Annotated in this window: 29 protein-coding genes and 1 pseudogene; 10 read left to right on the plus strand and 20 right to left on the minus strand. The window is 61.7% G+C overall.

Features of this window, described 5'->3' with window-relative positions:
• Window positions 1-51: 51 nt before the first annotated feature.
• On the minus strand, window positions 52-1,179 hold the full coding sequence (locus AC1DXM_RS03485; RefSeq protein WP_477231769.1) for a BMP family ABC transporter substrate-binding protein: 1,128 nt from the start codon (window positions 1,177-1,179) through the stop codon (window positions 52-54).
• 292 nt (window positions 1,180-1,471) lie between these two features.
• Between AC1DXM_RS03485 and AC1DXM_RS03490 the strand changes: the two genes are divergently transcribed.
• Complete coding sequence (locus AC1DXM_RS03490) at window positions 1,472-2,146, plus strand: GntR family transcriptional regulator (protein WP_192259606.1); 675 nt, start codon at window positions 1,472-1,474, stop codon at window positions 2,144-2,146.
• A gap of 119 nt (window positions 2,147-2,265) precedes the next feature.
• Here the strand turns inward: AC1DXM_RS03490 and AC1DXM_RS03495 are convergent, their stop codons facing one another.
• Window positions 2,266-2,841, minus strand: a complete 576-nt coding sequence (locus AC1DXM_RS03495) for a TetR/AcrR family transcriptional regulator (protein ID WP_477231770.1) — start codon at window positions 2,839-2,841, stop codon at window positions 2,266-2,268.
• 104 nt (window positions 2,842-2,945) lie between these two features.
• Here AC1DXM_RS03495 and AC1DXM_RS03500 point away from each other — a divergent pair, with 104 nt between their 5' ends.
• Together AC1DXM_RS03500 and AC1DXM_RS03505 are read left to right on the plus strand one after the other, a co-directional pair.
• Window positions 2,946-3,632, plus strand: coding sequence for a glutathione S-transferase family protein (locus AC1DXM_RS03500; RefSeq protein ID WP_477231771.1), 687 nt, complete (start codon window positions 2,946-2,948; stop codon window positions 3,630-3,632).
• A gap of 96 nt (window positions 3,633-3,728) precedes the next feature.
• Window positions 3,729-4,701: pseudogene (locus AC1DXM_RS03505) on the plus strand (alpha/beta fold hydrolase).
• Window positions 4,702-4,778: 77 nt separating this feature from the next.
• Here the strand turns inward: AC1DXM_RS03505 and AC1DXM_RS03510 are convergent.
• The 7 genes from AC1DXM_RS03510 to AC1DXM_RS03540 form a co-directional block, all read right to left on the minus strand.
• A complete protein-coding gene (locus AC1DXM_RS03510; RefSeq protein ID WP_477231772.1) occupies window positions 4,779-4,949 on the minus strand; it encodes a hypothetical protein in 171 nt (56 codons plus the stop codon).
• Between the two features lie 244 nt (window positions 4,950-5,193).
• The gene (locus AC1DXM_RS03515; protein WP_477231773.1) at window positions 5,194-5,493 is read right to left on the minus strand and encodes a DUF982 domain-containing protein; all 300 of its coding nucleotides are present in this window, start codon (window positions 5,491-5,493) and stop codon (window positions 5,194-5,196) included.
• A gap of 143 nt (window positions 5,494-5,636) precedes the next feature.
• On the minus strand, window positions 5,637-6,146 hold the full coding sequence (locus tag AC1DXM_RS03520) for an Hsp20/alpha crystallin family protein (protein WP_477231774.1): 510 nt from the start codon (window positions 6,144-6,146) through the stop codon (window positions 5,637-5,639).
• 85 nt (window positions 6,147-6,231) lie between these two features.
• A complete protein-coding gene (locus AC1DXM_RS03525; RefSeq protein ID WP_477231775.1) occupies window positions 6,232-6,699 on the minus strand; it encodes an Hsp20 family protein in 468 nt (155 codons plus the stop codon).
• Window positions 6,700-7,106: 407 nt separating this feature from the next.
• Window positions 7,107-7,406 carry a DUF982 domain-containing protein gene (locus tag AC1DXM_RS03530; protein WP_477231776.1) on the minus strand — a complete coding sequence of 100 codons (300 nt, stop codon included), beginning with the start codon at window positions 7,404-7,406 and terminating at the stop codon, window positions 7,107-7,109.
• A gap of 198 nt (window positions 7,407-7,604) precedes the next feature.
• Window positions 7,605-7,874 (minus strand): usg protein, encoded by a 270-nt coding sequence (locus AC1DXM_RS03535; protein ID WP_352561483.1) that lies wholly within the window; start codon window positions 7,872-7,874, stop codon window positions 7,605-7,607.
• A 22-nt stretch (window positions 7,875-7,896) separates the two neighbouring features.
• The gene (locus AC1DXM_RS03540; RefSeq protein ID WP_477231777.1) at window positions 7,897-8,397 is read right to left on the minus strand and encodes a hypothetical protein; all 501 of its coding nucleotides are present in this window, start codon (window positions 8,395-8,397) and stop codon (window positions 7,897-7,899) included.
• Between the two features lie 184 nt (window positions 8,398-8,581).
• Here AC1DXM_RS03540 and groES point away from each other — a divergent pair, with 184 nt between their 5' ends.
• The 5 genes from groES to AC1DXM_RS03565 all read left to right on the plus strand — a co-directional run bounded on the left by groES (window position 8,582) and on the right by AC1DXM_RS03565 (window position 11,552).
• Complete coding sequence (groES, locus tag AC1DXM_RS03545; RefSeq protein ID WP_477226520.1) at window positions 8,582-8,896, plus strand: co-chaperone GroES; 315 nt, start codon at window positions 8,582-8,584, stop codon at window positions 8,894-8,896.
• Window positions 8,897-8,955: 59 nt separating this feature from the next.
• The gene (gene groL, locus AC1DXM_RS03550) at window positions 8,956-10,584 is read left to right on the plus strand and encodes a chaperonin GroEL (protein ID WP_477231778.1); all 1,629 of its coding nucleotides are present in this window, start codon (window positions 8,956-8,958) and stop codon (window positions 10,582-10,584) included.
• Between the two features lie 58 nt (window positions 10,585-10,642).
• Window positions 10,643-10,873: a hypothetical protein gene (locus tag AC1DXM_RS03555; RefSeq protein ID WP_477231779.1), complete on the plus strand. Its 231-nt coding sequence runs from the start codon at window positions 10,643-10,645 to the stop codon at window positions 10,871-10,873.
• Between the two features lie 84 nt (window positions 10,874-10,957).
• Window positions 10,958-11,278, plus strand: a complete 321-nt coding sequence (locus AC1DXM_RS03560; RefSeq protein WP_477231780.1) for a DUF982 domain-containing protein — start codon at window positions 10,958-10,960, stop codon at window positions 11,276-11,278.
• Window positions 11,279-11,303: 25 nt separating this feature from the next.
• Window positions 11,304-11,552 (plus strand): DUF982 domain-containing protein, encoded by a 249-nt coding sequence (locus AC1DXM_RS03565; protein WP_477231781.1) that lies wholly within the window; start codon window positions 11,304-11,306, stop codon window positions 11,550-11,552.
• Window positions 11,553-11,755: 203 nt separating this feature from the next.
• Here AC1DXM_RS03565 and AC1DXM_RS03570 read toward each other — a convergent pair whose 3' ends face one another.
• Window positions 11,756-12,196: an NAD(P)-binding protein gene (locus AC1DXM_RS03570; protein WP_477231782.1), complete on the minus strand. Its 441-nt coding sequence runs from the start codon at window positions 12,194-12,196 to the stop codon at window positions 11,756-11,758.
• A gap of 157 nt (window positions 12,197-12,353) precedes the next feature.
• On the opposite strand from AC1DXM_RS03570, the gene AC1DXM_RS03575 reads away from it, so the two are divergent.
• Both AC1DXM_RS03575 and dhaL read left to right on the plus strand, forming a co-directional pair.
• Complete coding sequence (locus AC1DXM_RS03575) at window positions 12,354-13,361, plus strand: dihydroxyacetone kinase subunit DhaK (RefSeq protein ID WP_477231783.1); 1,008 nt, start codon at window positions 12,354-12,356, stop codon at window positions 13,359-13,361.
• Window positions 13,362-13,391: 30 nt separating this feature from the next.
• Window positions 13,392-14,033, plus strand: a complete 642-nt coding sequence (gene dhaL, locus AC1DXM_RS03580; protein ID WP_477231784.1) for a dihydroxyacetone kinase subunit DhaL — start codon at window positions 13,392-13,394, stop codon at window positions 14,031-14,033.
• A 72-nt stretch (window positions 14,034-14,105) separates the two neighbouring features.
• Here the strand turns inward: dhaL and derI are convergent, their stop codons facing one another.
• The 10 genes from derI to AC1DXM_RS03630 form a co-directional block, all read right to left on the minus strand.
• The gene (gene derI / locus AC1DXM_RS03585; RefSeq protein WP_477231785.1) at window positions 14,106-14,543 is read right to left on the minus strand and encodes a D-erythrulose-4-phosphate isomerase; all 438 of its coding nucleotides are present in this window, start codon (window positions 14,541-14,543) and stop codon (window positions 14,106-14,108) included.
• A gap of 25 nt (window positions 14,544-14,568) precedes the next feature.
• Window positions 14,569-15,336: a triose-phosphate isomerase gene (locus AC1DXM_RS03590; protein WP_477231786.1), complete on the minus strand. Its 768-nt coding sequence runs from the start codon at window positions 15,334-15,336 to the stop codon at window positions 14,569-14,571.
• Window positions 15,337-15,419: 83 nt separating this feature from the next.
• Entirely contained in the window at window positions 15,420-16,358 is a 939-nt protein-coding gene (locus AC1DXM_RS03595; protein WP_477231787.1) for a sugar phosphate isomerase/epimerase family protein, read from the minus strand.
• Window positions 16,358-17,866, minus strand: a complete 1,509-nt coding sequence (locus AC1DXM_RS03600) for a glycerol-3-phosphate dehydrogenase (RefSeq protein ID WP_477231970.1) — start codon at window positions 17,864-17,866, stop codon at window positions 16,358-16,360. The genes AC1DXM_RS03595 and AC1DXM_RS03600 overlap by 1 nt, the downstream gene beginning before the upstream one ends.
• Window positions 17,867-17,871: 5 nt before the next feature.
• Window positions 17,872-19,431, minus strand: coding sequence for an FGGY family carbohydrate kinase (locus tag AC1DXM_RS03605; RefSeq protein WP_477231788.1), 1,560 nt, complete (start codon window positions 19,429-19,431; stop codon window positions 17,872-17,874).
• Window positions 19,432-19,538: 107 nt separating this feature from the next.
• Window positions 19,539-20,480, minus strand: coding sequence for a D-ribose ABC transporter substrate-binding protein (locus AC1DXM_RS03610; protein WP_081726801.1), 942 nt, complete (start codon window positions 20,478-20,480; stop codon window positions 19,539-19,541).
• Between the two features lie 38 nt (window positions 20,481-20,518).
• Window positions 20,519-21,652 (minus strand): ABC transporter permease, encoded by a 1,134-nt coding sequence (locus AC1DXM_RS03615; RefSeq protein WP_477231789.1) that lies wholly within the window; start codon window positions 21,650-21,652, stop codon window positions 20,519-20,521.
• A 24-nt stretch (window positions 21,653-21,676) separates the two neighbouring features.
• Entirely contained in the window at window positions 21,677-23,218 is a 1,542-nt protein-coding gene (locus tag AC1DXM_RS03620) for a sugar ABC transporter ATP-binding protein (RefSeq protein WP_477231790.1), read from the minus strand.
• Window positions 23,215-23,871, minus strand: coding sequence for a DUF2291 family protein (locus AC1DXM_RS03625; protein ID WP_142866846.1), 657 nt, complete (start codon window positions 23,869-23,871; stop codon window positions 23,215-23,217). Before AC1DXM_RS03625 ends, AC1DXM_RS03620 begins: the two co-directional genes overlap by 4 nt.
• Before the next feature lie 33 nt (window positions 23,872-23,904).
• Window positions 23,905-24,927 carry a sugar-binding transcriptional regulator gene (locus AC1DXM_RS03630; protein ID WP_477231791.1) on the minus strand — a complete coding sequence of 341 codons (1,023 nt, stop codon included), beginning with the start codon at window positions 24,925-24,927 and terminating at the stop codon, window positions 23,905-23,907.
• Between the last annotated feature and the right edge of the window lie 72 nt (window positions 24,928-24,999).

Consider the following 24,999-nt stretch of genomic DNA (forward strand, 5'->3'; position numbering starts at 1 on the left):
CCTCCGCACTGCTGGTCGTATCCGTCATGGTGCCCGTCTCCGCGCTCAGCTTCAGGCGGTCGAGCCGACGACGCCCTCGACGAGATAGTCCATGCTTTCGAGCTCGATGGCGGTCTCAACGAAGGCCTGGCCTTCCGTCGCCACGACGGCGCCCTTGTTGCTCTTCAGCGGGCCCTTGATGACGGAGAAGCCGCCCTTCATCATTTCGGCCAGGGTGGCGTCGAATTGCTTGCGGGCCGCCTCGCCGACGGCGGGACCGAGCGGGCTCATCTTGACGAAGCCGTCGGCCAGTCCGCCGCGGGTGAAATTGGGAAGCGGCGTGCCGGCGATGAGGTCGTCGACGAACATCTTGTAGACCTTGGCCCAGTTCCACTCGGCACCGGTGAGGTATTTTTCCGGCGCCAGCGGGCTCTGGTTGGCGTGATAGCCGCAGACGAAGGCGCCGCGGCCGGCGGCCGTCTCGACCACCACTTTCGGGCTGTCGACATGGCAAGTGATGACGTCGGCGCCCTGGTCGACCAGGGCGTTGGTGGCTTCCGCCTCCTTGACCGCCAGCGACCACTCGCCGGTGAAGATGACCTGGCAGGTGATCGTCGGGTCGACCGAGCGTGCGCCGAGCAGGAAGGAGTTGATGTTGAGCAGTACCTGCGGGATCGGCTTGGCGGCGACGAAGCCGAGTTTTTTGCTCTTCGAGGTGTGGCCGGCGACGACGCCGTTGAGATACTGGCCCATGCCGATATAGCCGAAATAGGAACCGGCATTCATCGGGTGCTTGGCCTTGTCCCACATGCCGCCGCAATGGCGGAACTGCACGTCGGGGAATTTCGCGCACATGGCCAGCATGTGCGGATCGAAATAGCCGAAGGAGGTCGGGAAGATCAGCGAGGCACCATCGAGATTGATCATCGATTCCATCGTCTTCTGGACGTCGACCGTCTCGGGAACGTTTTCCTCCTCGACGACGGAGATGCCTTCGATGCCTTTCAGCGACGCCGCCCCCTCGGCATGCGCCTGGTTGTAGCCGTAGTCGTCCTTGGGGCCGACATAGATGAAGCCGACGGCGGCGGCGGCGGCGAAGGCACGGCTGATCGGAAAGGATGCCGAGGCCAGGCCGAGTGCGGCTCCTGCGGCGGAGGTCTTGAGCAATTGGCGGCGGTTAAGCATGAATCTGTCGGTCATAGTGAATGCTCCCCTTTGGGACCCTTTTCCGGGTCGGTTAACATGCCGTCAAGAAAGTGCATGCAATCACCGTGCCAGTTTTCGAATTGAAATTTATCCAATAGAATCAGTTATCATGTCGAAGGGTCGTGCTCACAGCAGAGGCAATTGCATGCACTTTTTGCCTTGAAAATAGCCAGTTTGACAGACAGATTAAAATAGAGGCATAGAGGGCATATCGAGTCGAAGGACCAACGAGTCGGCCGACTCCATGAGAAGACGCGACGGAGGAAACTTGTCGGGGAAGCGCAGCTTGATCAGGTCGGGCACGACCGTGGATCAGATGGTGCGGGCGATCGGCGACCGGATCGTCACCGGCTACCTGCGCCCCGGCGAAAAGCTGGACGAGGCCTCGCTCGCCGCCCGCTTCGACGTATCACGCACCCCGGTCAGGGAGGCGCTCGGCCAGCTCAGCGCCATGGGCCTGGTCGAGAGGCGACCCAACAGGGGCGCTATCGTTGCCGTCGTAACGCAGGAGCATCTCGCCTCTATGTTCGAGAGCATGGCCGAACTGGAGGCGATCTGCGCGCGCTTCTCGGCCGAGCGCATGACCAGCAGCGAGCGCCGCGGGCTCGAGATCGAGCACCAGGCTTCAGCGCGGATGGTTCAGCTGGGCGCCGAGGAGGACTACGAATATTTCAACACCGAGTTCCATAGCCGGCTTTATCGTGGTGCCCACAATACGCATATCCACGATCTCACCGTGATGACCCGCAGCCGGTTGGCACCCTTCCGCCGCGCGCAGTTCATGCTACCCGGACGGCTGGCCAAATCCTGGCAGGAACACGACCTAATTGTCACCGCAATCATGCGCGGAGACAGCGTGGCTGCGGGCAAGGCCGCCAGGGACCATGTCTCTATCGTCAGCGAGGCGAGCGCGGTGTTCGCGACTGACGATCGCAAGCCAATTCGGCGGGACGTGGCCTGAAAATTTCCGGACAGGCCGAATGCCCGCAGACGATGTCGCTCCCAGGCAGTGCAAAGTTTGACTCCAATGACCGTTCAGAAATCTTCCCGTATCGTTCCGCATGGTTGGCGCATCGACCGTTAGGGGACAAGACCTGTCGCTCGGTAGGCTCGGATCGTCCGGTCATAAATGCCGATGTCCCGGCAGCCGCGCGCGACCAACTGGGCCCCCTCGATGGCTGCGAAGATCGCCATCGCGTGCTCCTGCAGGTCTTGGTCGGTTGCGGAAGGCTTGGCCCGCGGGAGCACCTTGGCTAGCCAACCGACGTTCATAGCGGCGAATTTGTCGACCTCGGTCCGAACCTCCGTGGGAAGGTCGTCAAGTTCCGCGCTCATGATCCCGCACAGGCACATGCGATTGTCGTTGGCCAGAGCCGAGCGAAATATCTCGGTATATTTGTCCATGCACCAGGTCACGTTCTCGGACGTTGCCAGGAGCTCAGCGAGATAGGCTGCCCCCTCCTCGGTGTAGCGACGCGCCAACGCCGCACCGAGGTCGCCCTTGGTCGGGAAGTGGTAGTGCACGCTGGCGCTTTTGATCCCCACCTCTTTCGCGAGTTCGCGAAAGCTGAGCGCATTGTAGCCATGCGACTGCACCGTCGCTCTTGCGGCGGTCATGACCGCCTCGCGCATATCCGTTTTGGTTTTAGCCATCATCAATCCGTACCTATCACTCGATAGATAGTTGTTGACGCCGCAAAAGGGAAGAGGTAAGCGGCATCCGCAACCTATCTATCGATAGACAGATAAAAGGAATCCCTATGAAAATCTTCGATCGCCCCGGCTTTCCCAATCCTGCCCGTGTCCGCATCGTGCTCGCCGAGAAGGGTCTCGAACCGCAGGTCGAGTTCGTCTCCGTCGACCTCATCGGCACCGAGCACAAACAGCCGGCTTTCCTCGAAAAGAACCCCTCGGGCGTGCTGCCGGTCCTCCAGCTCGAGGACGGCACCTACATCGCGGAGGCCACCGCCATCACCGAATACCTCGACAATCTCGACGGCGATCCGCGACTCACCGGCAAGACGCCGAAGGAAAAGGCCGTCATCCACATGATGCAGAAGCGGGCCGAGACCGAGTTACTCGATGCGGTTGGCAACTACTTCCATCACGCAACGCCGGGCCTAGGCGCCGAGCTGCAGGTGTTCAAGAGCCCGGAATGGGCTGGCCGTCAGGACTGGGGCAATCGCCAGCGCGATAAGGCGCTCGCCGGCATGAGGTATTTCGACACGGTGCTGCAGGACCGTTCGTTCGTCGCCGGCGATGCCTTCTCGATGGCCGACATTACGGTGTTTGCCGGGTTGATGTTCGCGGACGCTGCCGGCATTGCCATCCCTGACGATCATTCCGCGCTGAAGTCCTGGCGCGCAAAGGTCTCCGAACTGCCGAGCGTCAAGAATCGCAGCGGCCAGATGTTCGTCGCCGAGGATCAGGGCAGGCTCGGTTTCTAATCCTCCACACGAAAGCGGTCCGAACATCGCACCGACACGTCCCACCCCATTCGCCACTCGCGCCGCCCAAGCGGCATAACCTCACGGAGTTTCCTCATGTCCACGATCTCAACACCCGACAGCGCTTCCCGGCGCAACCTGCTGAAAGGGGCCGCCATCGCCGGCGTCGGACTTGCTGCGGTTGGCGCCGGCTCAACCCCCGCCGATGCAAAGACCCTCGCGCCTGCCCGCGCCGGCAAGCCCACAGGCGACCGCCTCGTGACGAAAGACGGCACCAGCCTCTATTTCAAGGACTGGGGCACCGGGCCGGCCGTGGTGTTCAGCCATGGCTATCCGCTCTCGTCCGACGCCTGGGAAGACCAGATGTTCTTCCTGTTGCAGAATGGCTATCGCGTCATCGCCCACGACCGTCGGGGTTTTGGCCGATCGAGCCAGCCCCCCGGTGGTTACGACTACGACACTTTCGCCGATGATCTGGCGCAACTGGTCGAGGCGCTCGATCTGCGCGAGGCGACCTTCGTCGGTCATTCGATGGGGGGTGGCGAGGTCGCACGCTATATCGCGCGCCATGGCCAGAGCCGTGTCGCCAGGGTCGCCTTGGTTTCATCGGTGACGCCCTTCCTGCTCAAGACCGCGACCAATCCGAACGGTGCTCCCAAGGAGCTGTTCGATACGTTCCGCGCCGCCGTGCAGGCAAACCGGTCGCAGTGGAATCTTGACGTCACCATGCCATACTACAGCTTCAACCGTCCGGGCGCGCATGTGTCGGAAGGTCTGCGGGAGAGTTACTGGCGTCAGGGACAGGCAACCGGGTTTCTCGCCGCCTATCATGCGCTTGGCGCCTTCTCGGAAACCGATTTCCGCGACGACCTGAAGAAGATCACCGTTCCCCGCTCTGGTGGTCCACGGCAGTGACGACCAGATCGTGCCGCTGGAAATCTCCGCGAAGTTGACCGCCGGGCTAGTTCCGCATGCCAAGCTCATTGTCTACGAAGGCGGCTCCCATGGGCTGCTGCATGTCGACAAGGATCGCTTGAACGCTGACCTGCTGGCGTTCCTTCGCGGCTGATGGTGCGCGAAAGGCCGGGGGCTGGCCGTAGCCCCGCCCCTGGCGCCTTTGCCTATGATCGTATGCGAGTCTGGCAATCAGGAGGCCGCGATCTTGTTCGCCGACGCGTCGTAAAAGAGATCGTTACCAAACTCCTCCCCGACGATGTCGCCCAGTCCTGCCGACAGTGACAGCGCGGCGTCCAAAGGCGCAAACGTCATCGTCACGCGCCGAACGAGTCCGGTCTCGTCACGCTCGATGACGCCCACCGCGTCCAGATCGAGACCGGCGCGAAGTGTTGCCTTGTATTGCAGGTAATGGCGCTGATCGATCGCCCCATAGAAGGTGGGCGTCTGTGAGGCGTAGAGTGTGCCGACGGCCCCGACCAGGCGCTTGATATCGTCAGAACCCGAAACCGGACGGCGCAGGACCGTCCCTCTCAGTTCGGCGTCATCGGCAAGATCATCGAGGAAAACTGCCTATGCGCATCCAGGAGAAACCCTGAACTGAAAATCAGGGACTGCGCCCAGAAACGGACAGCTTTTGATCAGCCCCGGTCAGTGGCGCAAAATCGGATTTGGCCAGCACCCCAGCTATCCTGGCAAAGCCGACAAATGCCTGCCGCGCCTGATCGGTTGTCATCTGACCAGCAATCGCGGCGTTGCAGCTTCTCACGGCGCAGCTGTATACCGGTCCCCGACGGGCCCTCGGCCATTGATTCAAGAATACCAGCGCCTCCCGCACCGAGTTGATGTCGTGTATCACGTCACTGGTCTTAACCTGCACGGGGGCAAGGAAAGCCAGACTGGTCATTTGTTACCTCCCTGGGATTGCAAGGGTTGATTCAGCATCACATGATGCGGCTCTTTCGTTTGAGGCTGTCGGACGCCATTTGACCATCCTCGCTATCTGCAGAGGCCAGGGGCTCGACGAGCCCCGGCCTTCCTTCGCGAACCTCATTTGCTGCCGTTGATTGCAATGCGTTTGGCGTTTGCCTGCGCCTTTTTGGTCTTCGGCAGTGTCACCGTGAGCACACCGTTCTTGAATGTGGCCGCCACCTTGTCGTCTTCAACCTCACGGCCGAGACTGAAGCGCCGCTCAAAACGCCCATAATAGCGTTCGCTGAACTGACGGTCCTTGTCCTCGGTCTCTGCTTTCTTCTCGCCGCGAAGCGTCAGAACACCATCATCCAGCATGACCTCGACGTCGTTTTCATCGAGGCCCGGGATTTCGGCCGTCACCCGGATTTCCTTATCGGTTTCCGAGAACTCCACGCTTGGCCAAGTGCCATTGAGAGGAGGCACGCGGCCAAGAACCGAAGGCGTGTCAAAACCGCGGAACACCTCGTCGAATAGCCGGTTGACATTTCGGTGCAACGACAGGAACGGATCCATGTCGTCACTGCGATAAATGCTCGGTGCCTGGCTGCCGCCACGGCTCCAGGGAATCAAGTCACGTACGCTCATTTGTCCTTCTCCTTCCGTTTTATGGGTCGCACCCGGACCCCATCCACGACAGGACGGGTGTCTGCTGCAGGCCGACCGCCAAAGATCAGGCCGCCGCGCTTTCAATGCCCTTGGAGGCCGCATTCTTGCCGGTATCGACATGAATCGCGATGCGGCGCGGCTTCATCTCCTCGGGAATTTCCTTCTTGAGGTCGATGATCAGCAGACCGTTTTCGAGCTTTGCCCCGACTATGGTCACATGATCGGCGAGCTCGAAGCGGCGCGCGAACGACCTCAGCGCCAGGCCATGATGGAGGTACTGAACCCCGTCGTTCTCTGTCTTGGCGCCCTCGATCATGAGCATATTTGGCTCATGCGTGATCGTAAGCTCGTCTTCGCCGAAACCGGCGACCGCGAGGACAATGCGGTAGGTGTCTTCGCCGAGCTTGGCGATATCGTATGGCGGCCAGCTATCCGCGTTCTGCGGGGGGCTGGCGTTTTCGAGCAGGTTGAAGATGCGGTCAAAGCCGATGCTCGACCGATAGAAGGGGGAAAAGTCCAGGTTCGTTCTCATAGCTACATCCTCCTTGGAGCAACATAGATAGGAGGGAACGCCAAGAAGCCTGGCGCTCCCTGACACATCGGCCCCTTGCGCGGCGACCGACAAAGATGAGTTGGGAATCGATTTCGGCCGTGTCAAGAGCGAACGCTAAAGCAGTCTCGCGACCGCCTTCGAATGGCAGGGTGGCAAGCTCTCCAGCGAATGCCCCATCTACTTCGCAGGTATTTCGAACGGAGGAAAAGGATGGCTATGACACGCCAAGACGTCGTCTCGGTCCTCGGATTCATAGACGACGTGACGATTGCGGAGATCATCGCGTCCGGTGCCTCGCTCGCTCGGCTTCCCGCTCCCCTTGCCCGGTGACGCACCGCTTTGATGCTGCGGCGGTAGATTGCCGCCGCAGTACTAGCCCTGACTATCTAAAGATGGTCTATTTTGCTGATCTTCGGCCCTGTCATCCACTGCGGCGCCGCGGGCAGATCCTCGATGACGGCGACCCTGCGTGCCCAGGTCATAAAGGCCCTGTTCGCCGCCTCGACAGACTTCCGGCCATCGTACGCGGCGTAGCATGCATCCGACGCCGCAGCGTGGAGGAGGCCGCGCCTTTCAACCGGCCATTCTTCCAGAAACTCTATCGCATCCATGACACAGCCGATCTTTTGGACAACACCGCCCTCATCTCTTACGAAAACCGGTTGTTTGAACGTCGCGCTTTCCATAGTGACCTCCCTTCAAACCTTGGGGCAACTGAACGGCGAGCTTGGCGAACGCCACGGAAAACGGCGGAAACCGGATTTTCAAAGAGCATCGTTTCCATGCGATCCTTCGGCTCCTGCTAACCCGACATCCGGCAAGCCGCGCTGGACACATAAAAAGATTGGAAACGCCACTTTCCAGTTCAAGGGGAGCGGACCCGGCTATTGAATTGTGAAGATGCCGTCTACGGCCTGCCATTCGGAAGGCCGGATAAGGCGGTGATGGGCGACTCGCACGGAATGCAGCGCTCCTTCGAGTTCGCGCTCCCAGTAATCCAGGAACCCCTTGAGGGTCGGGAATTCCGGTGCCAGGTCGTATTCCTGCCAAACGTAGAGCTGCAAAAGGCTCGGATGATCGGGAAGGTGGTAGTGAATTTCCGCAGTTGTGAGACCGTAGCCCTCCATCTGCAGCCGGAATTCCCTGCTGACCATGCGTCTCTCCTATCGCACGCGTTCAGGCATCAAGTCTTTGCGGGCGTTCTCGGGCCCGCCCTTCCTCGAGGTCACAGCCTACCTCAGCGCGACTATCGTCCAGTCGGCGAAGTGCATCCATGACGGCGTCAAACGTCACCGGGCTCGCAGCACCCGGTTGCTTTCGCAGCGCAGGCATGGAGTCGACGGCGCAAGCATCAGAAGCCCATGAGGCAAGAATGGCGCGCTTCTCCTGAGTGTCGAGCGTGCGGTCGCCCACCACCTCATCGGGGTGGCTAAAGTGCCGCGCCGGAAACAGCAGGCGGTCGAGCGAAGGATCAGTGGTTTCAGGGGCGATCGAGGGGATGTTTTTTGGGAAAGTTCGTTCCATCGACAGTCTCCGCTTCCTAACAATCTCCTTGGCATCATTGGTGTTGCAGTGACCCTTTTTGGGGTCTCCAACCACAAAAAATTTCGTGGAGTTCGGGCCGAATTTCAAGACCTGAAAATCGCGCGCCCCGCAAAAATAGCTGCATGAATTCATGTGGCTAGCACTCCCGAATGCCGAGTGCCAAAATTTTTTCAGAGACCTCTTGAAACGCAGAAAATGCAAAACTAGTTCGATATGCGCGCGATGCCTGAAAAGGGTCGCGGCGCCCCGCACCGGCCGATATTGCCGGTCCGGTGTGGAGGAACTCAAAAATCTGTTTGTCCTGAAGGAGAACGATATGACGTTCCGTCCATTGCATGACCGTATCCTGGTCCGCCGCATCGAAGCCGAGGAGAAGACGGCTGGCGGCATCATTATCCCCGACACCGCCAAGGAGAAGCCGCAGGAGGGCGAGGTGATTGCCGTCGGCCCAGGCGCCCGCGACGAGAGTGGCAAGCTCACGCCGCTCGACGTCAAGATCGGCGACCGCATCCTGTTCGGCAAGTGGTCCGGCACGGAGATCAAGCTCAGCGGCGAAGATCTGCTCATCCTGAAGGAAAGCGACGTGATGGGCGTGATCGAGCAGACCGCGACGGTCAAGAAAGCCGCCTGATCGAACTCTGGTTCAATCGCAATCCAGTCAATGAAGCTGCCTACTGAAGGAATGATCCAATGGCTGCCAAGGAAGTGAAATTCCATTCCGACGCCCGCGAGCGCATGCTGCGCGGTGTCAACATCCTCGCCGACGGGGTGAAGGTCACGCTCGGCCCCAAGGGCCGCAATGTGGTCATCGACAAGTCGTTCGGAGCGCCGCGCATCACCAAGGACGGCGTCACCGTCGCCAAGGAAATCGAGCTCGAGGACAAGTTCGAGAACATGGGCGCGCAGATGGTGCGCGAGGTCGCCTCGAAGACCAGCGACCTTGCGGGCGACGGCACCACGACCGCGACCGTGCTTGCACAGGCGATCGTCAAGGAAGGCGCGAAGGCCGTCGCCTCGGGGATGAACCCGATGGACCTGAAGCGCGGCATCGACAAGGCCGTCGATGCGATAGTCCAGGAGTTGAAGACCAACGCCCGCAAGGTGACCAAGAATGACGAGATCGCCCAGGTTGGCACCATCTCGGCCAATGGCGACGCCGAGATCGGCCGCTTCCTTGCGGAAGCGATGCAGAAGGTCGGCAATGAGGGCGTCATCACCGTCGAGGAAGCCAAGACCGCCGAGACCGAGCTGGAAGTCGTCGAGGGCATGCAGTTCGACCGCGGCTACCTCAGCCCCTACTTCATCACCAACCAGGACAAGATGCGCGTCGAGCTCGAAGAGCCCTATGTGCTGATCCACGAGAAGAAGCTGTCCAATCTGCAGGCGCTGCTTCCGGTGCTGGAAGCTGTCGTGCAGTCGTCCAAACCGCTGCTGATCATCGCTGAGGATGTCGAGGGCGAAGCGTTGGCGACGCTGGTCGTCAACAAGCTGCGCGGTGGCCTTAAGGTCGCCGCCGTCAAAGCGCCCGGCTTCGGCGACCGCCGCAAGGCAATGCTGGAGGATATTGCCATCCTCACGGGCGGTACTGCAATCTCGGAAGATCTCGGTATCAAACTCGAAAACGTCACGCTCAACATGCTCGGCCGCGCCAAGAAGGTGGTGATCGAGAAGGAGAACACCACCATCGTCGACGGCGCCGGCTCGAAGAGCGAGATCCAGGGTCGCGTCAGTCAGATCAAGGCGCAGATCGAGGAGACTACCTCCGACTACGACAGGGAAAAGCTGCAGGAGCGGCTGGCCAAGCTCGCAGGCGGTGTCGCTGTCATCCGCGTCGGCGGCTCGACCGAGGTCGAAGTCAAGGAGCGCAAGGACCGTGTCGACGATGCCATGCATGCGACGCGCGCTGCGGTCGAGGAAGGCGTGTTGCCGGGTGGCGGCGTGGCGCTTCTGCGTGCGGCCAAGGCACTGGACAGCGTGCAGGCCGAAAATGAAGACCAGAAGCACGGTATCGATATCGTGCGCCGGGCGATCGAAGCGCCTGTGCGCCAGATCGCCGAGAACGCCGGCGCGGAAGGCTCGATCATCGTCGGCAAGCTACGCGAGAAGCCGGAATTCGGCTGGGGCTGGAACGCACAGACCAACGCGTTCGGCGACCTCTACAACGAGGGCGTCATCGATCCGGTAAAGGTGGTGCGGACCGCGCTCCAGGATGCGGCATCGGTTGCCGGCCTGCTGGTAACGACGGAAGCGATGGTTGCCGAGAAGCCGAAGAAGGAACCCGCCGTTCCGGCAATGCCGGCTGGTGGCATGGACTTCTGATGGTAACGGCTGTGTCCGCGCCCGGTGGGCGCGGACACGCTGACAAATGGGTAGAGCCATGAACGTGATGAACTTGAACGTAATCCCCCCGCCGTCGCGCGCGGCCACCGATCTGAACTACGAAGCAGACCTGAAGGTTGCGCTTGACCCGATACTGGTCGAGTTGCTCGACAGAGCGGAGGCCGCGGGTTGGGATCGGCGCAAAGCAGCATACACGGTGATGTTTCTGGCCGCGCGGAATCTTACCGACGGCAAAGGCTCTCCTGGAAACGGGAATTCGGCAGGCTAAGGCGCGACGCTCGCAACCGATCGCGCACGCGCCCTGGGAAAGGCTTCCGATCGAATGAGCTAACCACGTGAAACGGAGGAAAACATGGAACACAATCAATTTCAGCATCCCGTGAGGGTGTTCGTGGGTCTTGGGTTTCCGACCGACATTCAAAGCGTAAAAGACGCCTTCGTCCTGCTGGATGAATGGCCGCCATCGAAGCGAAACCCTGCTCATGGCGTCGCGCTCAATGCCTGTCGGGCAGCCCTCGCCGGCGAGGTGGATGCCGAAACCGCTCGCAGCACTTTTGTTGCCTTCGCCCGCCGCATGGATTTGCTTGTACAGGCCGCAGGCGACATCGTCGCGGCCAAGGCAGTTGGCGCTTTCGGAGCTGCTTCGAGAGGCCCCTACAACAAGTCGATGTAATCGGTCTGTGGGAGCGGAGAAAGCTATGAGGGATATTCGATTTCCCGAACCAGTGAGACTGCGCGGGAGATCCTCAAGGGAGCGGGTGGTTGCCAGCAGTTGGGAAGCACTTGAGTGCCTTCATGACCAATGGCCAGAATGGGCGAGAGGACCAAGCTATCGAGCTGCCTGCCGCACTTGCCGCGACTCCCTGGACGGATGGCGGGCTCCGCAACAAGCAAGAAGGGCATTTTTGAAAGCGGCCCGTCGTGCAGGTTTGGTCCAGGCCTCATAGTGGCGCTGCAAGGAACCTTTCCCTTGCTCGTAAAGCCTCCTGAAAAGGAGAAGCAACTGGCAGGCTGTCTTAGCCTGCTTGGCGCCCAATACCGTCATTCGTGACGGGGGTCGAACCTGCTCCGGCCACTACGCGATCCGAACGTGGTGGGTAAACGGGGTCGGCTGGTCAGAATGGCAATCGCGCGTTTTCCTTGACCTCTCTCATGACGAAGACGTTCCGGGTGTACGCGCGCCACGCGGCCGCCCCAGCTCGGTGCGGGCTTCAGCGATGGGCACCTGATAACCGCGCAGGCCGAGCGCGCGGGCGGCTTCCAGCCCGGCGAGGCCGGCACCGACGATCAGCACGCTGTCGCCCTTGGCCTGCATGCGTTCGGGATGCCACCCCTTGCGCCACTCCTCCATGAATGTCGGGTTCTGCGGGCAGCGCGAGATCGACATGGTCATGTCGCCGGTGATGCAGATGTTGCAGCCGATGCATTCGCGAATGTCCTCGATCCGCCCCTCCTCCACTTTCTTCGGCAGGAAGGGATCGGCAATCGACGGCCGCGCGCGGCCGATGAAATCCGCCGTACCGGACTTGATCATCTTCACCGTCACGTCTGGCGAGGTAAAATCATCAGCAAGCGGACGTTCCGCTGGCAAGAAGAATTTTGCCTTGGTGGCGGACAAAAAATTAGCGACGGCGTGCAGATCCTGGCCGTGCCAGAGAGAGCCAACATTTGGAAACATCAATTGCCGGGGTGAAAATCTCGATTGCGCCCGGTATCATCTATGAAAATACCAAATCGGAAGGACGCCGGTGCAAACCAAGAAGATCATCAATGACGGCAATCGCACCGTCGACGAGATGCTGGAAGGCATCCTGGCAGCGCATCCCCGCCATCTCAAAAGCGTGGACGGCAGCCCACGTTCGATCATCGCCCGCGACGGACCGCGCCAGGGTAAGATAGGCCTCGTCATTGGTGGCGGCTCGGGCCACGAGCCGAGTTTTCTCGGCTTTGTCGGCAGGGGGCTGGCAGACGCGGCGGCCATCGGCAACGTCTTCGCCTCGCCGCCGCCCGACCCGATCCTTGAATGCGCAAAGGCAGCAGATGGCGGCGCCGGTGTGCTGTTCATGTACGGCAACTATGCCGGCGACGTAATGAATTTCGACATGGCGGCCGAGATGGCTGGTATGGACGATATTGAGGTGCGCACGGTGCTGAGCACCGACGACGTCGCTTCCGCGCCCGTGGGCGACAGGCACAAGAGACGGGGTGTCGCGGGCAATTTCTTCATCTTCAAGGCGGCAGGTGCCGCCTGCGACCGCATGTTGTCCTTCGATGAATGCGAGCGCATCGCTCGGAAAGCCAACGACCAAACATTCACCATGGGTGTGGCGTTGGCGCCTTGTTCGTTGCCGCAAACCCGCCGGCCGAATTTTGAGATCGGACCCGACGAGATGGAGATCGGCATGGGCATCCATGGCGAACCCGGGATCGCGCGCGGAAAGCTTAAAACGGCCGACGAGATCACCGACGAGATGCTGGACAGGATCCTCGCCGAGATGGCGCCGGCACGCGGCGAGAAGGTCGCCGTGCTGGTCAATTCGCTCGGTTCGACACCGCTGATGGAACTCTACATCATGAACCGGCGCGTGAAGCAGAGGCTTGACGATATCGGTGTGTCCATTCACGCAAGCTGGGTCGGCAATTACTGCACTTCGCTCGAAATGGCCGGCGCTTCGATCACGCTGCACCACCTCGACGAGGAGTTGCAGACGATGCTCGACCACCCTTGCGACTGCGCCATGTTTCGCGCCGGCTAAAGCCTGTCAGAGCAGCAAGGGGACAAAGACATGACAACGATCGACACTGGCCACCTTGCCGCAATGTTCGCTGCCATTGCGGACGCCATGTCAGCCGACCGGGACCGGCTGTGCGCGCTTGACGGCGTGATTGGCGACGCCGACCACGGCATTGCGATGGAGCTTGGATTTTCCGCGGCACGCGACGCGGTTGCCGCATTGGACGCCGGGATCACCGAACCGACCACTTTGCTGAACACGGCGGCGAGGTCGTTCCTGAATGCCGTCGGCGCGTCCTCCGGTCCGCTCTATGCCACCGCGTTCATGCGCGGCGCGGCAGCCGTGAAAGGCAAGACGACGCTCGATGAGGCGGACATGGTCGCCATGTTCCAGGCCATGGCCAAAGGCATCCAGGATCGCGGCAAGGCTGAAACAGGCGAAAAGACGATGATGGATGCCTGGGCGCCGGCTGCGACGGCAGCGGGCGAGGCGCTGGCCGCCGGCACGGGCCTGGCCGGCAGCCTTGCAGCTGCCGCCGAGGCGGCAAAGGCGGGCGCGGAGGCGACCAAGGCGATGATCGCCACCAAGGGACGGGCCGCCCGCCTCGGCGAACGCTCGCTTGGCCACATGGATCCGGGAGCGGCGTCTGCCGTAACCGTGATCGAAGCGATGCGGATCGCCTTGACCGGCTAGACCATCTCCATTTCGGAAAAGATCATATTCACGCAATAGGATAGAGGCTTGACTTGACTCTACCCGGCATCTTCAGCGCTTCGCGTCGAGCTTGTCGACGGCCTGCACATTTGCTGCAGACGGGCCGTTCGGATCGAACGCCGAGGCCAGCCACGCGTCGGTGATCGATTTCGCCAGTTCGGGACCGATCACGCGGGCACCCATGGTGATGATCTGGGCGTTGTTCGATTTTGCGGCGCGCTCCGCCGAATAGGTGTCGTGGGTCAAGGCTGCACGAATGCCCGGCACCTTGTTGGCGGAGATGCTGACGCCGATGCCGGTGCCGCAAAACAGGATGGCGCGATCGTAGTTGCCGTCGATAATTTCGTGGCCAACTGCGGCGGCGATATCGGCGTAGAATCCGGCCTGGCTGAGATCGACGACCTGCAGCTCGGGTTTGGTGGCGAGATGCTTGGCGATGACGTCGAGCAGCGGCTTGCCGGCGCTGTCGGCTCCGAGTGCGATCTTCATAACATGAACTCCTTTTGCTTCGCGGTCAGCGCTCGATTGCGGCCGACGCCTTTTTTAGAATGTCGATGTAACCTTCCGCTTGCCACGCCGAGCGGCCGATGAACAGCCCGTCGATATGTGGCTGGCCGATCAGTTCGGCCGCGTTGCCTGGATTGACGCTGCCGCCGTAAAGCACAAGCGGGGCGGCCGGCAAACGGCTTTGGGCGACCTGCTTGATCAGGGCCTGCTGCTTGTCGGCATAGTCCGCGCTTGCTGGAATGCCTTTCTCGCCGATCGCCCAGACCGGCTCATAGGCAAAGAGGATTTCGGCCGACAGTTCGTCGTCCTTCAAGCCCTGCAGTGCACCGAGAACCTGCGCGGTCAGGACATGATCGGCGCGGCCGCCTTCGCGCTCGGCCAACGTCTCGCCAACGCAGATCAGCGGCACCAGGCCATGCCTGACCGCCGCCGCCGTCTTCAATCCCACCGTCGCATCCGTTTCGCCGAAATGCTCGCGACGCTCGCTATGGCCAAGCTCGATCAGGTCCAGCCCGCAATCCCTCAGCATCACCGGCGAAATCTCTCCCGTCCAGGCGCCGGCATCTGCCCAATGCATGTTCTGGGCACCGACCTTCACGCGGGTGTTGGCGAGCGCCGCCTTCACCTGCCGCACCGCGGTGAACGGCGGAATGACGAAAGGCTGTATCGCCGGATCGAAACCGGGCACGAAGGCCGCCAACGCATCGGCGAACTGCAATGCCTCCGCCAGCGTCTTGTTCATCTTCCAGCTCGTGCCGACCCAATATGGGGTCATTCTTTTCTCCTTCGATCCGAAATTCGGACGACGCGTGTTTTCCCGGCCAGCATCGGCGCCGGCTTTCGAGCCGGCGTTTTCCCTCAGGCCCGAGGCTTGAGATCGTCGCGGCCGCTGTCGATGTAAGGCGCCCAGAAATCCACCGACTCGCGGATCATTGCAATCACCTGATGATCGACCGGTTCCCTCTCCCGGAACGAAAGTTCAAGGCAAATCTCGTTGTCGGTTCCGCCGCCCTGTCGCACGGTGTCGAGCAACTTCTGTGGAAGGATGCGACCATCCTTGTTGTAGGCGGCCGTGAACGGCCAGTGGCCACCCTTGTTCATGGACGACTGCTTGATATGGATGATCGGGGATTGCAGCGGAAATGCCTTCGCCCAGGCATAGGGATCGGTGTCGGCGGGGTTGGGTGAAGTGACGTCGCCATGGTCGATGTCGACCATCATCTTCATCGGGATCGGCAGCTTCGCCGCGTCGATGGCGCCCTGCAATTCAACGCAGCTTTCGATCGTATGGCCAAACTCCCGCCCCACCGACATCGGCTCCCAGAACAGGTAGGTCAGGCCGGCTGCCTTGGCGTGCTCGGCCACTTCGCGCCAGCATTCGAGCGCGACGTCGAGAAGCGCTGCCCGCCGCTGCGGATCGTCATAATCCTTATAGGTGAAGATGGCGAACTGTGTGCCCATGCCCGAAGCGCCGAGTTCGGCGGAGATGTCGGCAAAGGTCTTGAACCAGTCGACATAGTAGCGGCGCACATCTGCGTCCGGATGGCCGAAATGGTTGAGCCTGCCATAAGGCCCGGTCATCCCTGAGGTGACGCGCACGCCGGTCCGCGCCAGCGCGCTGTTGAACAGGCGCAGGAATTTGGCAATCGTTGCCGCCGGCCAGCCCGGATTGACGAATTCATGCGTCAGCTGCACGTCGCGGATGCCGATGCCATAGGCAATGGCGTCGATCAAATCGTCGGGATCAGCGAAACGATTGACCAGCGGGTTGGTGTTGAGAGAAAGCGTGAAGGCCATCAGTTTGCCGCCGCCATGAGGTTAGCGCACCAGTCTTCAAATGTTTTCCGCTCGGCCGCATTGATGTGCAACCCGTGCTTGGTGCGGCGTTCGAGAACATCGGCAGCAGTCATCGCCCATTCGGTCTCGAACAAGAAGGCAGCTTCGCGCTCAAAGAAATCCGGGCCGAAACGACGGCCGAGATCAGCTTCGTTTTTCACCCCTTTCAGCAAAGCGCGCGTGCGCGTGCCGTAGCTTCGCGCATAGTGCTTCACCAGCGACGGGCTAAGCGAGGAAAACTCGGCGTGCAGATCGCTCAAAAACTGCTCGAAATCCGCGTTGGGCAGGTCGCCCCCCGGCAAGGGAATTTTGGCGGTCCAGGCTTTCTTCATCGTCGGGAAGAATGGCTGGATTTTTTCCAGCGCATGTTCGGACAACTTGCGGAAGGTGGTGATCTTGCCGCCGAACACCGAAAGCAGCGGCGCGCCGCCATTCGGGGCGTCGAGTTCGAAGATGTAGTCGCGTGTCACCGCGCTTGGGTTGTCGGCATTGTCGTCATAGAGCGGTCGCACACCTGAGAAACTGTAGACCACGTCCTGCGCAGTCAGCTGGCGCTTGAAGTAGCGATTGACCACCTTGATCAGATAATCGACTTCGCTGGCCTCGGCGGCCACTTCCTCGGGCTTGCCTTCATAGGGAATGTCGGTGGTGCCGATCAGCGCCAGATCGTTCTCATACGGGTTGACGAAAATCACCCGCTTGTCGTTGTTCTGGATGAGGTAGGCCTGCCGTCCTTCCCAGAATTTGGGCACGACGATATGGCTGCCTTTCACCAGGCGAACGTTGCGGGTGGAATTCTGCCCGGCGACGCGGCTCACAATGTCGTTGACCCACGGCCCGGCGGCGTTGACCAGCCCCTTTGCGCGGACCTTCGTCACAGCACCGGTGCGGCCGTCCTGCATGTCGATCGACCACAGGCCGCCTTCGCGCCTGGCAGCAATACAGGCCGTGCGAGTAAAGACTTTTGCGCCGCGCTGACTGGCGTCAAGCGCATTGAGCAGCACCAGCCTGGCGTCATCGACCCAGCAGTCGGAATATTCGAAGCCGAGCTTGAATTCGTCCTTGATCGGCGCCCCTTCCGGTGCCGTTCTTAGGTTCAGCGTCCTCGTTCCCGGCAGCCGCTTGCGGCCGCCAAGATGGTCGTAGAGAAACAAACCGAGCCGGACAAGCCATGCCGGCCTGTCCTCGGGGCTATGCGGCAGCACGAAGCGCATCGGCCATATGATGTGCGGCGCCGCCTCAAGCAGCACCTCGCGTTCGATCAGCGCTTCGCGCACCAACCGGAACTCGTAATATTCGAGATAGCGCAGGCCGCCATGCACCAGCTTGCCGGAACGCGAACTGGTGCCTTGCGCCAGATCATCCTTCTCGCACAGGATGACCGACAGCCCTCGACCGGCCGCATCGCGCGCTATCCCGGCGCCGTTGACGCCGCCACCAATGACGAAGAGATCGACAACATCAGACATATCGCTCAAGACTTTGCTCCTGTGCGGTGCGCCATGCCCTTCCATACCGGCCGCAGCGCCTGGCGTGCCGCGACGAAGGATGGAAACAGCGCATCGTAGGTTTGGGAAAGCGCCTCGTCATAGGTGTCGCATTCGCCCAGAAGCGGCGTCACCCATTCAGCGCAACAATCATCCATGGAGCGATAGACGCCGAGCCCGACCGCGGCCATCATCGCTGCACCAGCAGCACCTGCTTCCTGGCGGCTGCTCGTCCTGACTTGCGCGCGGGTCACTGCGGCGATGATGCGGCGCAGCGAAGGGCTGCGCGCCGCGCCGCCCGACAGGCGGATTTCGCCCGGCACCGCGCCCATTGCCTGGTAGCAATCGCGCGCCGCGAAAGCCAATCCCTCAAGAACCGCGCGCGCCAGATCGCCAAAACCGTGCTTGACCGAAAGGCCGATGAAGCCTGCCCGCGCATCCGGATCGACAAACGGTCCGCGTTCCCCGGCGAGGGAGATATAGGGCTGATAGACCAGCGATCCCGGCTCCGATCCTTCGACCCAGGCATCGAGTGCTTTCAGCAATTCGTCGCGCGAAGGCTTGGCGCCGCTGGCAGTCAGCACGTCGCGCGCCAGGCCAAGCAGCCAGTCTATGTTGAGCGTCGCCGCCATGTTGGATTGCAGTTGCGCATAGGCGCCGGGAACCGGCATGGCGATCGTATAGCCGGACGCATTGTCGTTGAGCACGACATCGTCGGCGGTGTGGGCCAGGCGCGTGTGAATGCCGGTGGAGCCGATGACCGTGCAGCCGACATTGCCGCTTGGATCGTAGAGGCCGGCTCCGAGCGCGGTGCTGACCATATCCACGTAACCCAGCACCACCGGCGTGCCTTCGAGCAGACCGGTCTCTCTCGCCGCCGATGGCGACAGCGGGTGATGGTCGGTCGTGCCTTCAAGCATGGGCGGCAACAAGCGCTGATGTGTCGTCAGATCGAGAATGTCGAGCACCGCGTCGGAATAGCTGCGCGAGCGGAAATCGCCGAAAGTGAATGTGCCTTCCGACGGATCGGTGGCGCGCTCGCCGGTCATTTTGAAATAGAGCCAGTCCTTGCAATGAAAGGCGGTGGCGGCCCGCTCCAGGATTTCCGGGCTGTTCCTTTTCAGCCAGCTGAGCTGGGCGCCTTGCTGGCAGGCGTTGAGCCCGGTGCCGGTGATCTCGAACCGCGTGCGATCGCGGGCATCGCAGCGCATCTCGTCCACCAGATGGCCGGCGCGGGCATCGAGCCAGAGCCAGGCGCGCCCGACCGGCATGCCGTCGCCATCGATCAACCAGGTACCGTCGCCCTGCCCGGTGATCGCCACCGCCGCAATTCGCCGCGCGAGATCGGGAAGCTTCGTCGCCAGTTCGCGAACCGTCTCAACCATGTCGCGCCAGGTCTGATCGAGATCCTGCTCGGCGCCGCCGCCCTCCAGCGTGACGAAGCTGTTGGTCACCGACGCCATGGCAAGCTGCCGCCCCGCAAGATCGAAAGCGACCGATTTGATCACGGAGGTTCCCGCGTCGATCCCGATCAGCAGGTCTTTCATGCGGCAAGTTCCGGATGGTTATGAAGGCAATTCAAAGGAGCAGTCTTTGTTGTCTGGAAGCCGTAGAAGAGGCAGGGAGTGTCCGCAAGGACACCCCCTGTGCAGGTTTATTCCGACAGCACGAAGGGTGCGGTGTACTTGTCCACATTGTCCTTGGTGATGAGAAGGCAATCGAACAGCTGCTTCTCGCTGGTGGCGCCGGTGGCGCCCGTCTTGATGAACGAGTCGGCCTGCTGCACGGCCTTCGCCGAGAAGATGGCCACCGGCTGAAGCACGGTGTACTGCAGTTCGCCGGACTTGATGGCCGCAACCGCATCCGGGGAGCCATCAAAGCCGCCGACCTTGATGCCGGCGAGCTTGCCGGCTTCCTTCAGCGCCGCAACCGCACCAAGCGCCATTTCGTCATTGCCGCTGATCACGGCGATGATGTCGGGATTGGCCTGCAGCATGCTCTGCATCTTGTCGTGGCCCTGGGTGCGATCCCAGTTGGCGACCTGCGAAGCAGCCTTTTCGAGATCCGGATACTGGCTCAGCACGGTCGCGTAGCCGTTCGAGCGCGTGGCAGCGTTGTTGTCCGACGGGGCGCCGAGCAGTTCGACATACTTGCCCTTTTCACCGACCGCCTGCACCCACTGCTGGGCACCAAGAGCCGCACCCTGCGCGTTGTTGGAGACGAGCTGTCCCTTGGCGAGGCCTTCCTGGTTGATCTCGGCATTGACGAGGAAAACCGGGATGTTGGCGGCAATCGCCTTCTTCACCGCGCCGACCGAACCATCGGCATTGGCCGGGTCGAGGATGATCGCCACCGACTTGTTGGTGATGGCGGTATCGATCAGATTGCTTTCCGTATTGGTGTCACCCTTGTGGGCAGCGACATTGGCCGTATAGCCGAGCTTTTCGGCCTCGGCTTTGGCGACATTGCCCTCGGTCAGCCAATACGGGTTGGCCGGATCGTTGACGATGATCGAGATCAGGCCCGCGGCCGATGCGGCTGCGCTAAACCCAACCACCATTGCGGCAGCAAGCAAACTTCTAAGCACGATTTTCATGTACATTCCTCCAATGATTTACGCGGTGTTGCTGCCGGTCACCCGGCAGTCTTCCCTTGGGCAGGATTGGCCGGTTCGGCCTTCCCCCGTTTCTGAGAAGTCGGTTGGCCGCCCGTGGAAGCTGGGAGCTTGCTACGGCGGCGATACTGAACGGCATTGAGGAGCACGGCGAGCACGATGACGGCGCCGGTGAACACTGTCTGCCAGTAGGATGAGATGCCGATGATCACCAGACCGTCGGACAGGAAGCCGATGACGAAGGCCCCGAGCAAGGTGCCGCGGATGTTGCCGCGCCCGCCGGTCAGCGCCGCGCCGCCGATGACGACGGCAGCGATGGCCGTCAATTCGTAGGTGGTGCCCGCGGTCGGCCCGGCCGAGGTCAGCTGCGAGGACAGGATCAGGCCGGCAATGGCGGCGCAGATGCCTGAAAGCACATAGACCGAAATCTGCACCGTCTTGACCGGAACGCCGGAGAGTTCAGCGGCGCGCTCATTACCGCCCGAGGCGTAGAGCCAGCGGCCGAAAGCGGTGCGGTTCAAGACGATGCTACCAATCAGCGCGATGACCACCAGCACCACCACGCCGGTCGGCACGCCGAACAGGCGGTTGAAGCCGAGCGCGTCGAAGCCGGTGTTGCCCAGCTCCGGCTTGCCGCCGAGATTGTTGTAGGTCAGGCCGCTGGTCATCAACAGCGCCAGGCCACGTGCCATGTACATGACGCCAAGCGTGGCGACGAAGGCCGGAACCTTGAACCGCGCGATCAGCACGCCGTTGACCAGGCCGACGACAGCGCCAAGCATGCAGGCCAGCACCGCGACCACCCAGACCGGCGGATAGACAACGACGCCCAGCCAGGTCAGCGTCACGCCCTGCATCAGAAATCCGGCAACGACGCCGGCAAGCCCAAGCGTCGAGCCCACCGACAGGTCGATGCCGCCATTGAGGATGACAAGCAGCATGCCGACGGCGAGAATCCCGAAGATGGCGACATGCGAGGCCATGGTCAGGAAATTCGCCACCGAGAGGTAGTAGGGCGACAGGATCGAGAAGACGACGATGATGACGATCAGGGCAAAGAAAGCCCGACCCTCGAGCAGCAGCTTGGCCACGTCGAAGCCCTCGCCACCCGCAATGGGACTGGACTGTTTGCTGGCCTGGCTGACATCGGTCATGATCGGGGCTCCGAAATTCTGGGATCAGGCGACCACGGCTTCGCCGGAGGCGGCCATGATCTGCTCTTTGGTGGCGTTCGCGCCGAACTCGGCTGAAATCTTGCCGCGCCGCATGACGACGATGCGGTGGGCGATGCTGAGGCACTCATTGACCTCCGAGGTCGAGAAGACGACCGCCAGGCCTTGCGCAGCGCGCTCGCTGAGCAGACGGAAGACTTCGGCCTTGGCGCCGACATCGATGCCGCGGCTCGGCTCGTCGAGAAGGATGACCTTGGGGTTGGTCGTCAGCATCTTGCCGATGACGACCTTCTGCTGATTGCCGCCCGACAGCGATCCGATCATGGCGTTGCCGCCGGCGGTCTTGATGGTCACCTTGCGAATCGAGTCGTCGATCAGTGCGCGTTCCCTGGGCCGGGAGAGGAACAAGCCTTTGGCGAACGCCTCGATGCTGGCAAGCGACAGATTGCGGCCGACGGTCATGGTCTGGACCAGGCCGTCGCGCTGGCGGTCCTCGGGCACCAGCACCAGGCCTCTGGCGATGCGCTGGGCAATGGTCAGCCCCGTGACGTCCTCGCCTTCCAGCAGCGCCCGCCCGCCCGCCATCGGCACGCGTCCGGCAACAGCTTCCAGCAATTCCGTGCGCCCGGCACCCATCAGCCCATAGATGCAGACGATCTCGCCTGCCCTGACGTCCAGCGACAGGTGATCGACGACCGAGTAGCCTGAACCCGAAGTGTCGGTGACGCTGACATCCTCGATCGAAAGCGCGACCTCGCCAAACGCATGGCCGGTCGGCGGCGAGCCGAGGTCAAAATTCTCGCCCACCATGTTGCGGACGATCCATTCGAGGTCGATGTCCTTGGCTTCGGCCGTTGCGGTGATCGCTCCGTCGCGCAGCACGACGGCATAGTCGGTGATCTGCAGCGCCTCTTCGAGGTGATGCGATATGTAGACGATCGAGACGCCGCGGCTGGTCAGGTCGCGGATCACCTTGAACAGCACCTCCACCTCTGTCGCACTGAGTGCGGAGGTCGGCTCGTCCATGATCAGGATGCGGGAATCGACCGACAATGCGCGTGCGATCTCGACGATCTGCTGCTGCCCAAGCCGCAGATCCTCGACCAGGGTCATCGGATCGATGTCTTCTTCAAGGTCGGCCATCAGCGCCCGCGCCTGGCGCGACTCCTCGGCGAAGTCGAGGCCGGCTCTGGTGCGCAGTTCGCGGCCCATGAAGATGTTGTCGCGAACGCTCAGATTCGGTGCCAGGCTGAGCTCCTGGTGGATGATCGAAATCCCGCGATCGCGTGCATCGGAGGACGAGGAAAAGCTGACGAGATTGCCGTCGAGCACGATGTCGCCGGATGTCGGCGTCACCACGCCGGACAGGATCTTCATCAGCGTCGACTTGCCGGCGCCATTCTCTCCAAACAGGGTGGTGACCTTGCCGCGATGAATGTCGAAGTTGACGCCTTTGAGCGCGTGAACGCCTCCATACGACATGACGACATTGCGCGCCGAAAGCACGGCGTCGCCAGTCGCGGGTTCTGTGCCGGAAGCCGTTGTCATTTGACGTCCAGCCTCACCGGCGTGACCAGCCAGCTCTTCGGATTGACCAGCTTGAAAGCGCCGACCACCGCTATGGTCTTGCCGGTCAAGGCGCTGGTATCGACTTTCGCCAGCACCTCTTTCTTCATCTCGTTGTTCAGCGCCGAGCCGGCATCCTGATATTCAATCTGGTTGGTGAACTGGCCGAAGGTGATCTTGCCGGTCGCGTCGCGAAGCTCGGTTCCGTTGATCGCCGGCCCTGTCTGCACGCGGACCGTCAGCGTGTCCGGCAAACCGTCGACGGCGACCTTGTAGATGCCCGACTTTCCCTCGCCGACGACGCCGGTGAACTTGACCGAGATGACCGGCCCGACACCCGCGGGCACGCCGTATTCTTTCTCGGCCGTCGCCCTGTCCTTGGCGATTGCCGTCGCCACCGTCACCGCATCGGCGGCACGGGTCTCGACATCGGCCTGCACCTTGGGAAATTCCGACTTGCCGTAGTCGGCTGCGGAGAACACGGCGTTGCGAACATCGCCGGCGGAGCCGATCTTGACGATTTTGGTATCGAGCGCCATAGCGCCGAGCAGAACCAGGACTGCGGCGCCGGCAAGTGCGCGGCGCAGGCCGGGCGAAGTCTGCCGGGGCGATGCGGTGGCAGCCTTGGCGCTCATGATACAACCACCAGCGAAGCGGATTTTCCGTTGTTACGCATTCGACGATCCTCCGTTCACGCGGCGTTTCGTTGCACCGGACGCACTCTCAAGCCGGCTCTGTTCGATCAGTGCCCTGGCGGTGCATTCGTCGGTGATCAGGCCGCTCAGATAACGGCTTTCGAGCACCGCCTTGATGGCCCGTACTTTCACCTTGCCGCCGGCCACCGCGACGATCCTGCGGCCCTTCAGCTGGTCGCGGGGCAGCGCCAGGATTCTTTCCGACAACGCTGTTTCGACCGGGCGGCCCTTGTCGTCGAAGAAATGCGCAAGCAATTCGCCGACGCCGCCGTCACGTTTGACATCGTCGATTTCGGACGGCTCGATCATGCCTGTGGCGACCAGCGACGCTTCCCGCTCGGCCGTGCCTATTCCGACGAACATGAGGTCGGACCGGCCGGCGAGAGCGAAGACATCGCTGATGCCGCGCTGGCCGAGCAGCACCTCGCGGTCCTCGGCGGTGTTGGCGACAAAAGGCACCGGCATGACAAAAGCCTGCGCGCCGGTCCGCTCGGCCAGGCGATGCATGACGTCGTGCGGGTTGGCAGCGAATTTGCGCGTTACCCCGCCAAGCAACGAGACGAAACGGATGTGGGCAGCAGTGGTGCGTGTCAGATATTCGACGCTGGCCGCAAGCGTGCGGCCATGGCCGACGCCGATCAGCATGTCTTCACCGCGATCGATTTCGCGCTTGAGGAACTGGGCGCCGGCAATGCCCAGACCTTTGAGCGGCAGTTCGTCCTGATCGAGATCGGGAACTACCTCGCAATAGTCGAGCCCATAGGCGGCGGTCAGGCGCTGCTCCAGGTCGATGCATTCGGCGACATCTCCGTCGATGAACACTCTGACCAGGCCGTCCTGGTTGGCCTTGGTGATCAGCCGATGCGCCTTGAGGCTGGTCAGGCCAAGCCGCTTGGCCACCTGAGCCTGTGTGAGACCTCCGGCATAGTGGAGCCAGGCCGCGCGCGTGGCGAGGCTGGACTCGTGGTCGCGGTTCGCGGTTCCGCCGGATTTCAAGCCATCCCCTCCCCAGGGTGATAATATTATCTTTGTATGCAAAAATTTTCACACCTTTGCATCGCTGTCAAT

It is taken from the genome of Mesorhizobium sp. P3_A2 (genome assembly GCF_056403115.1).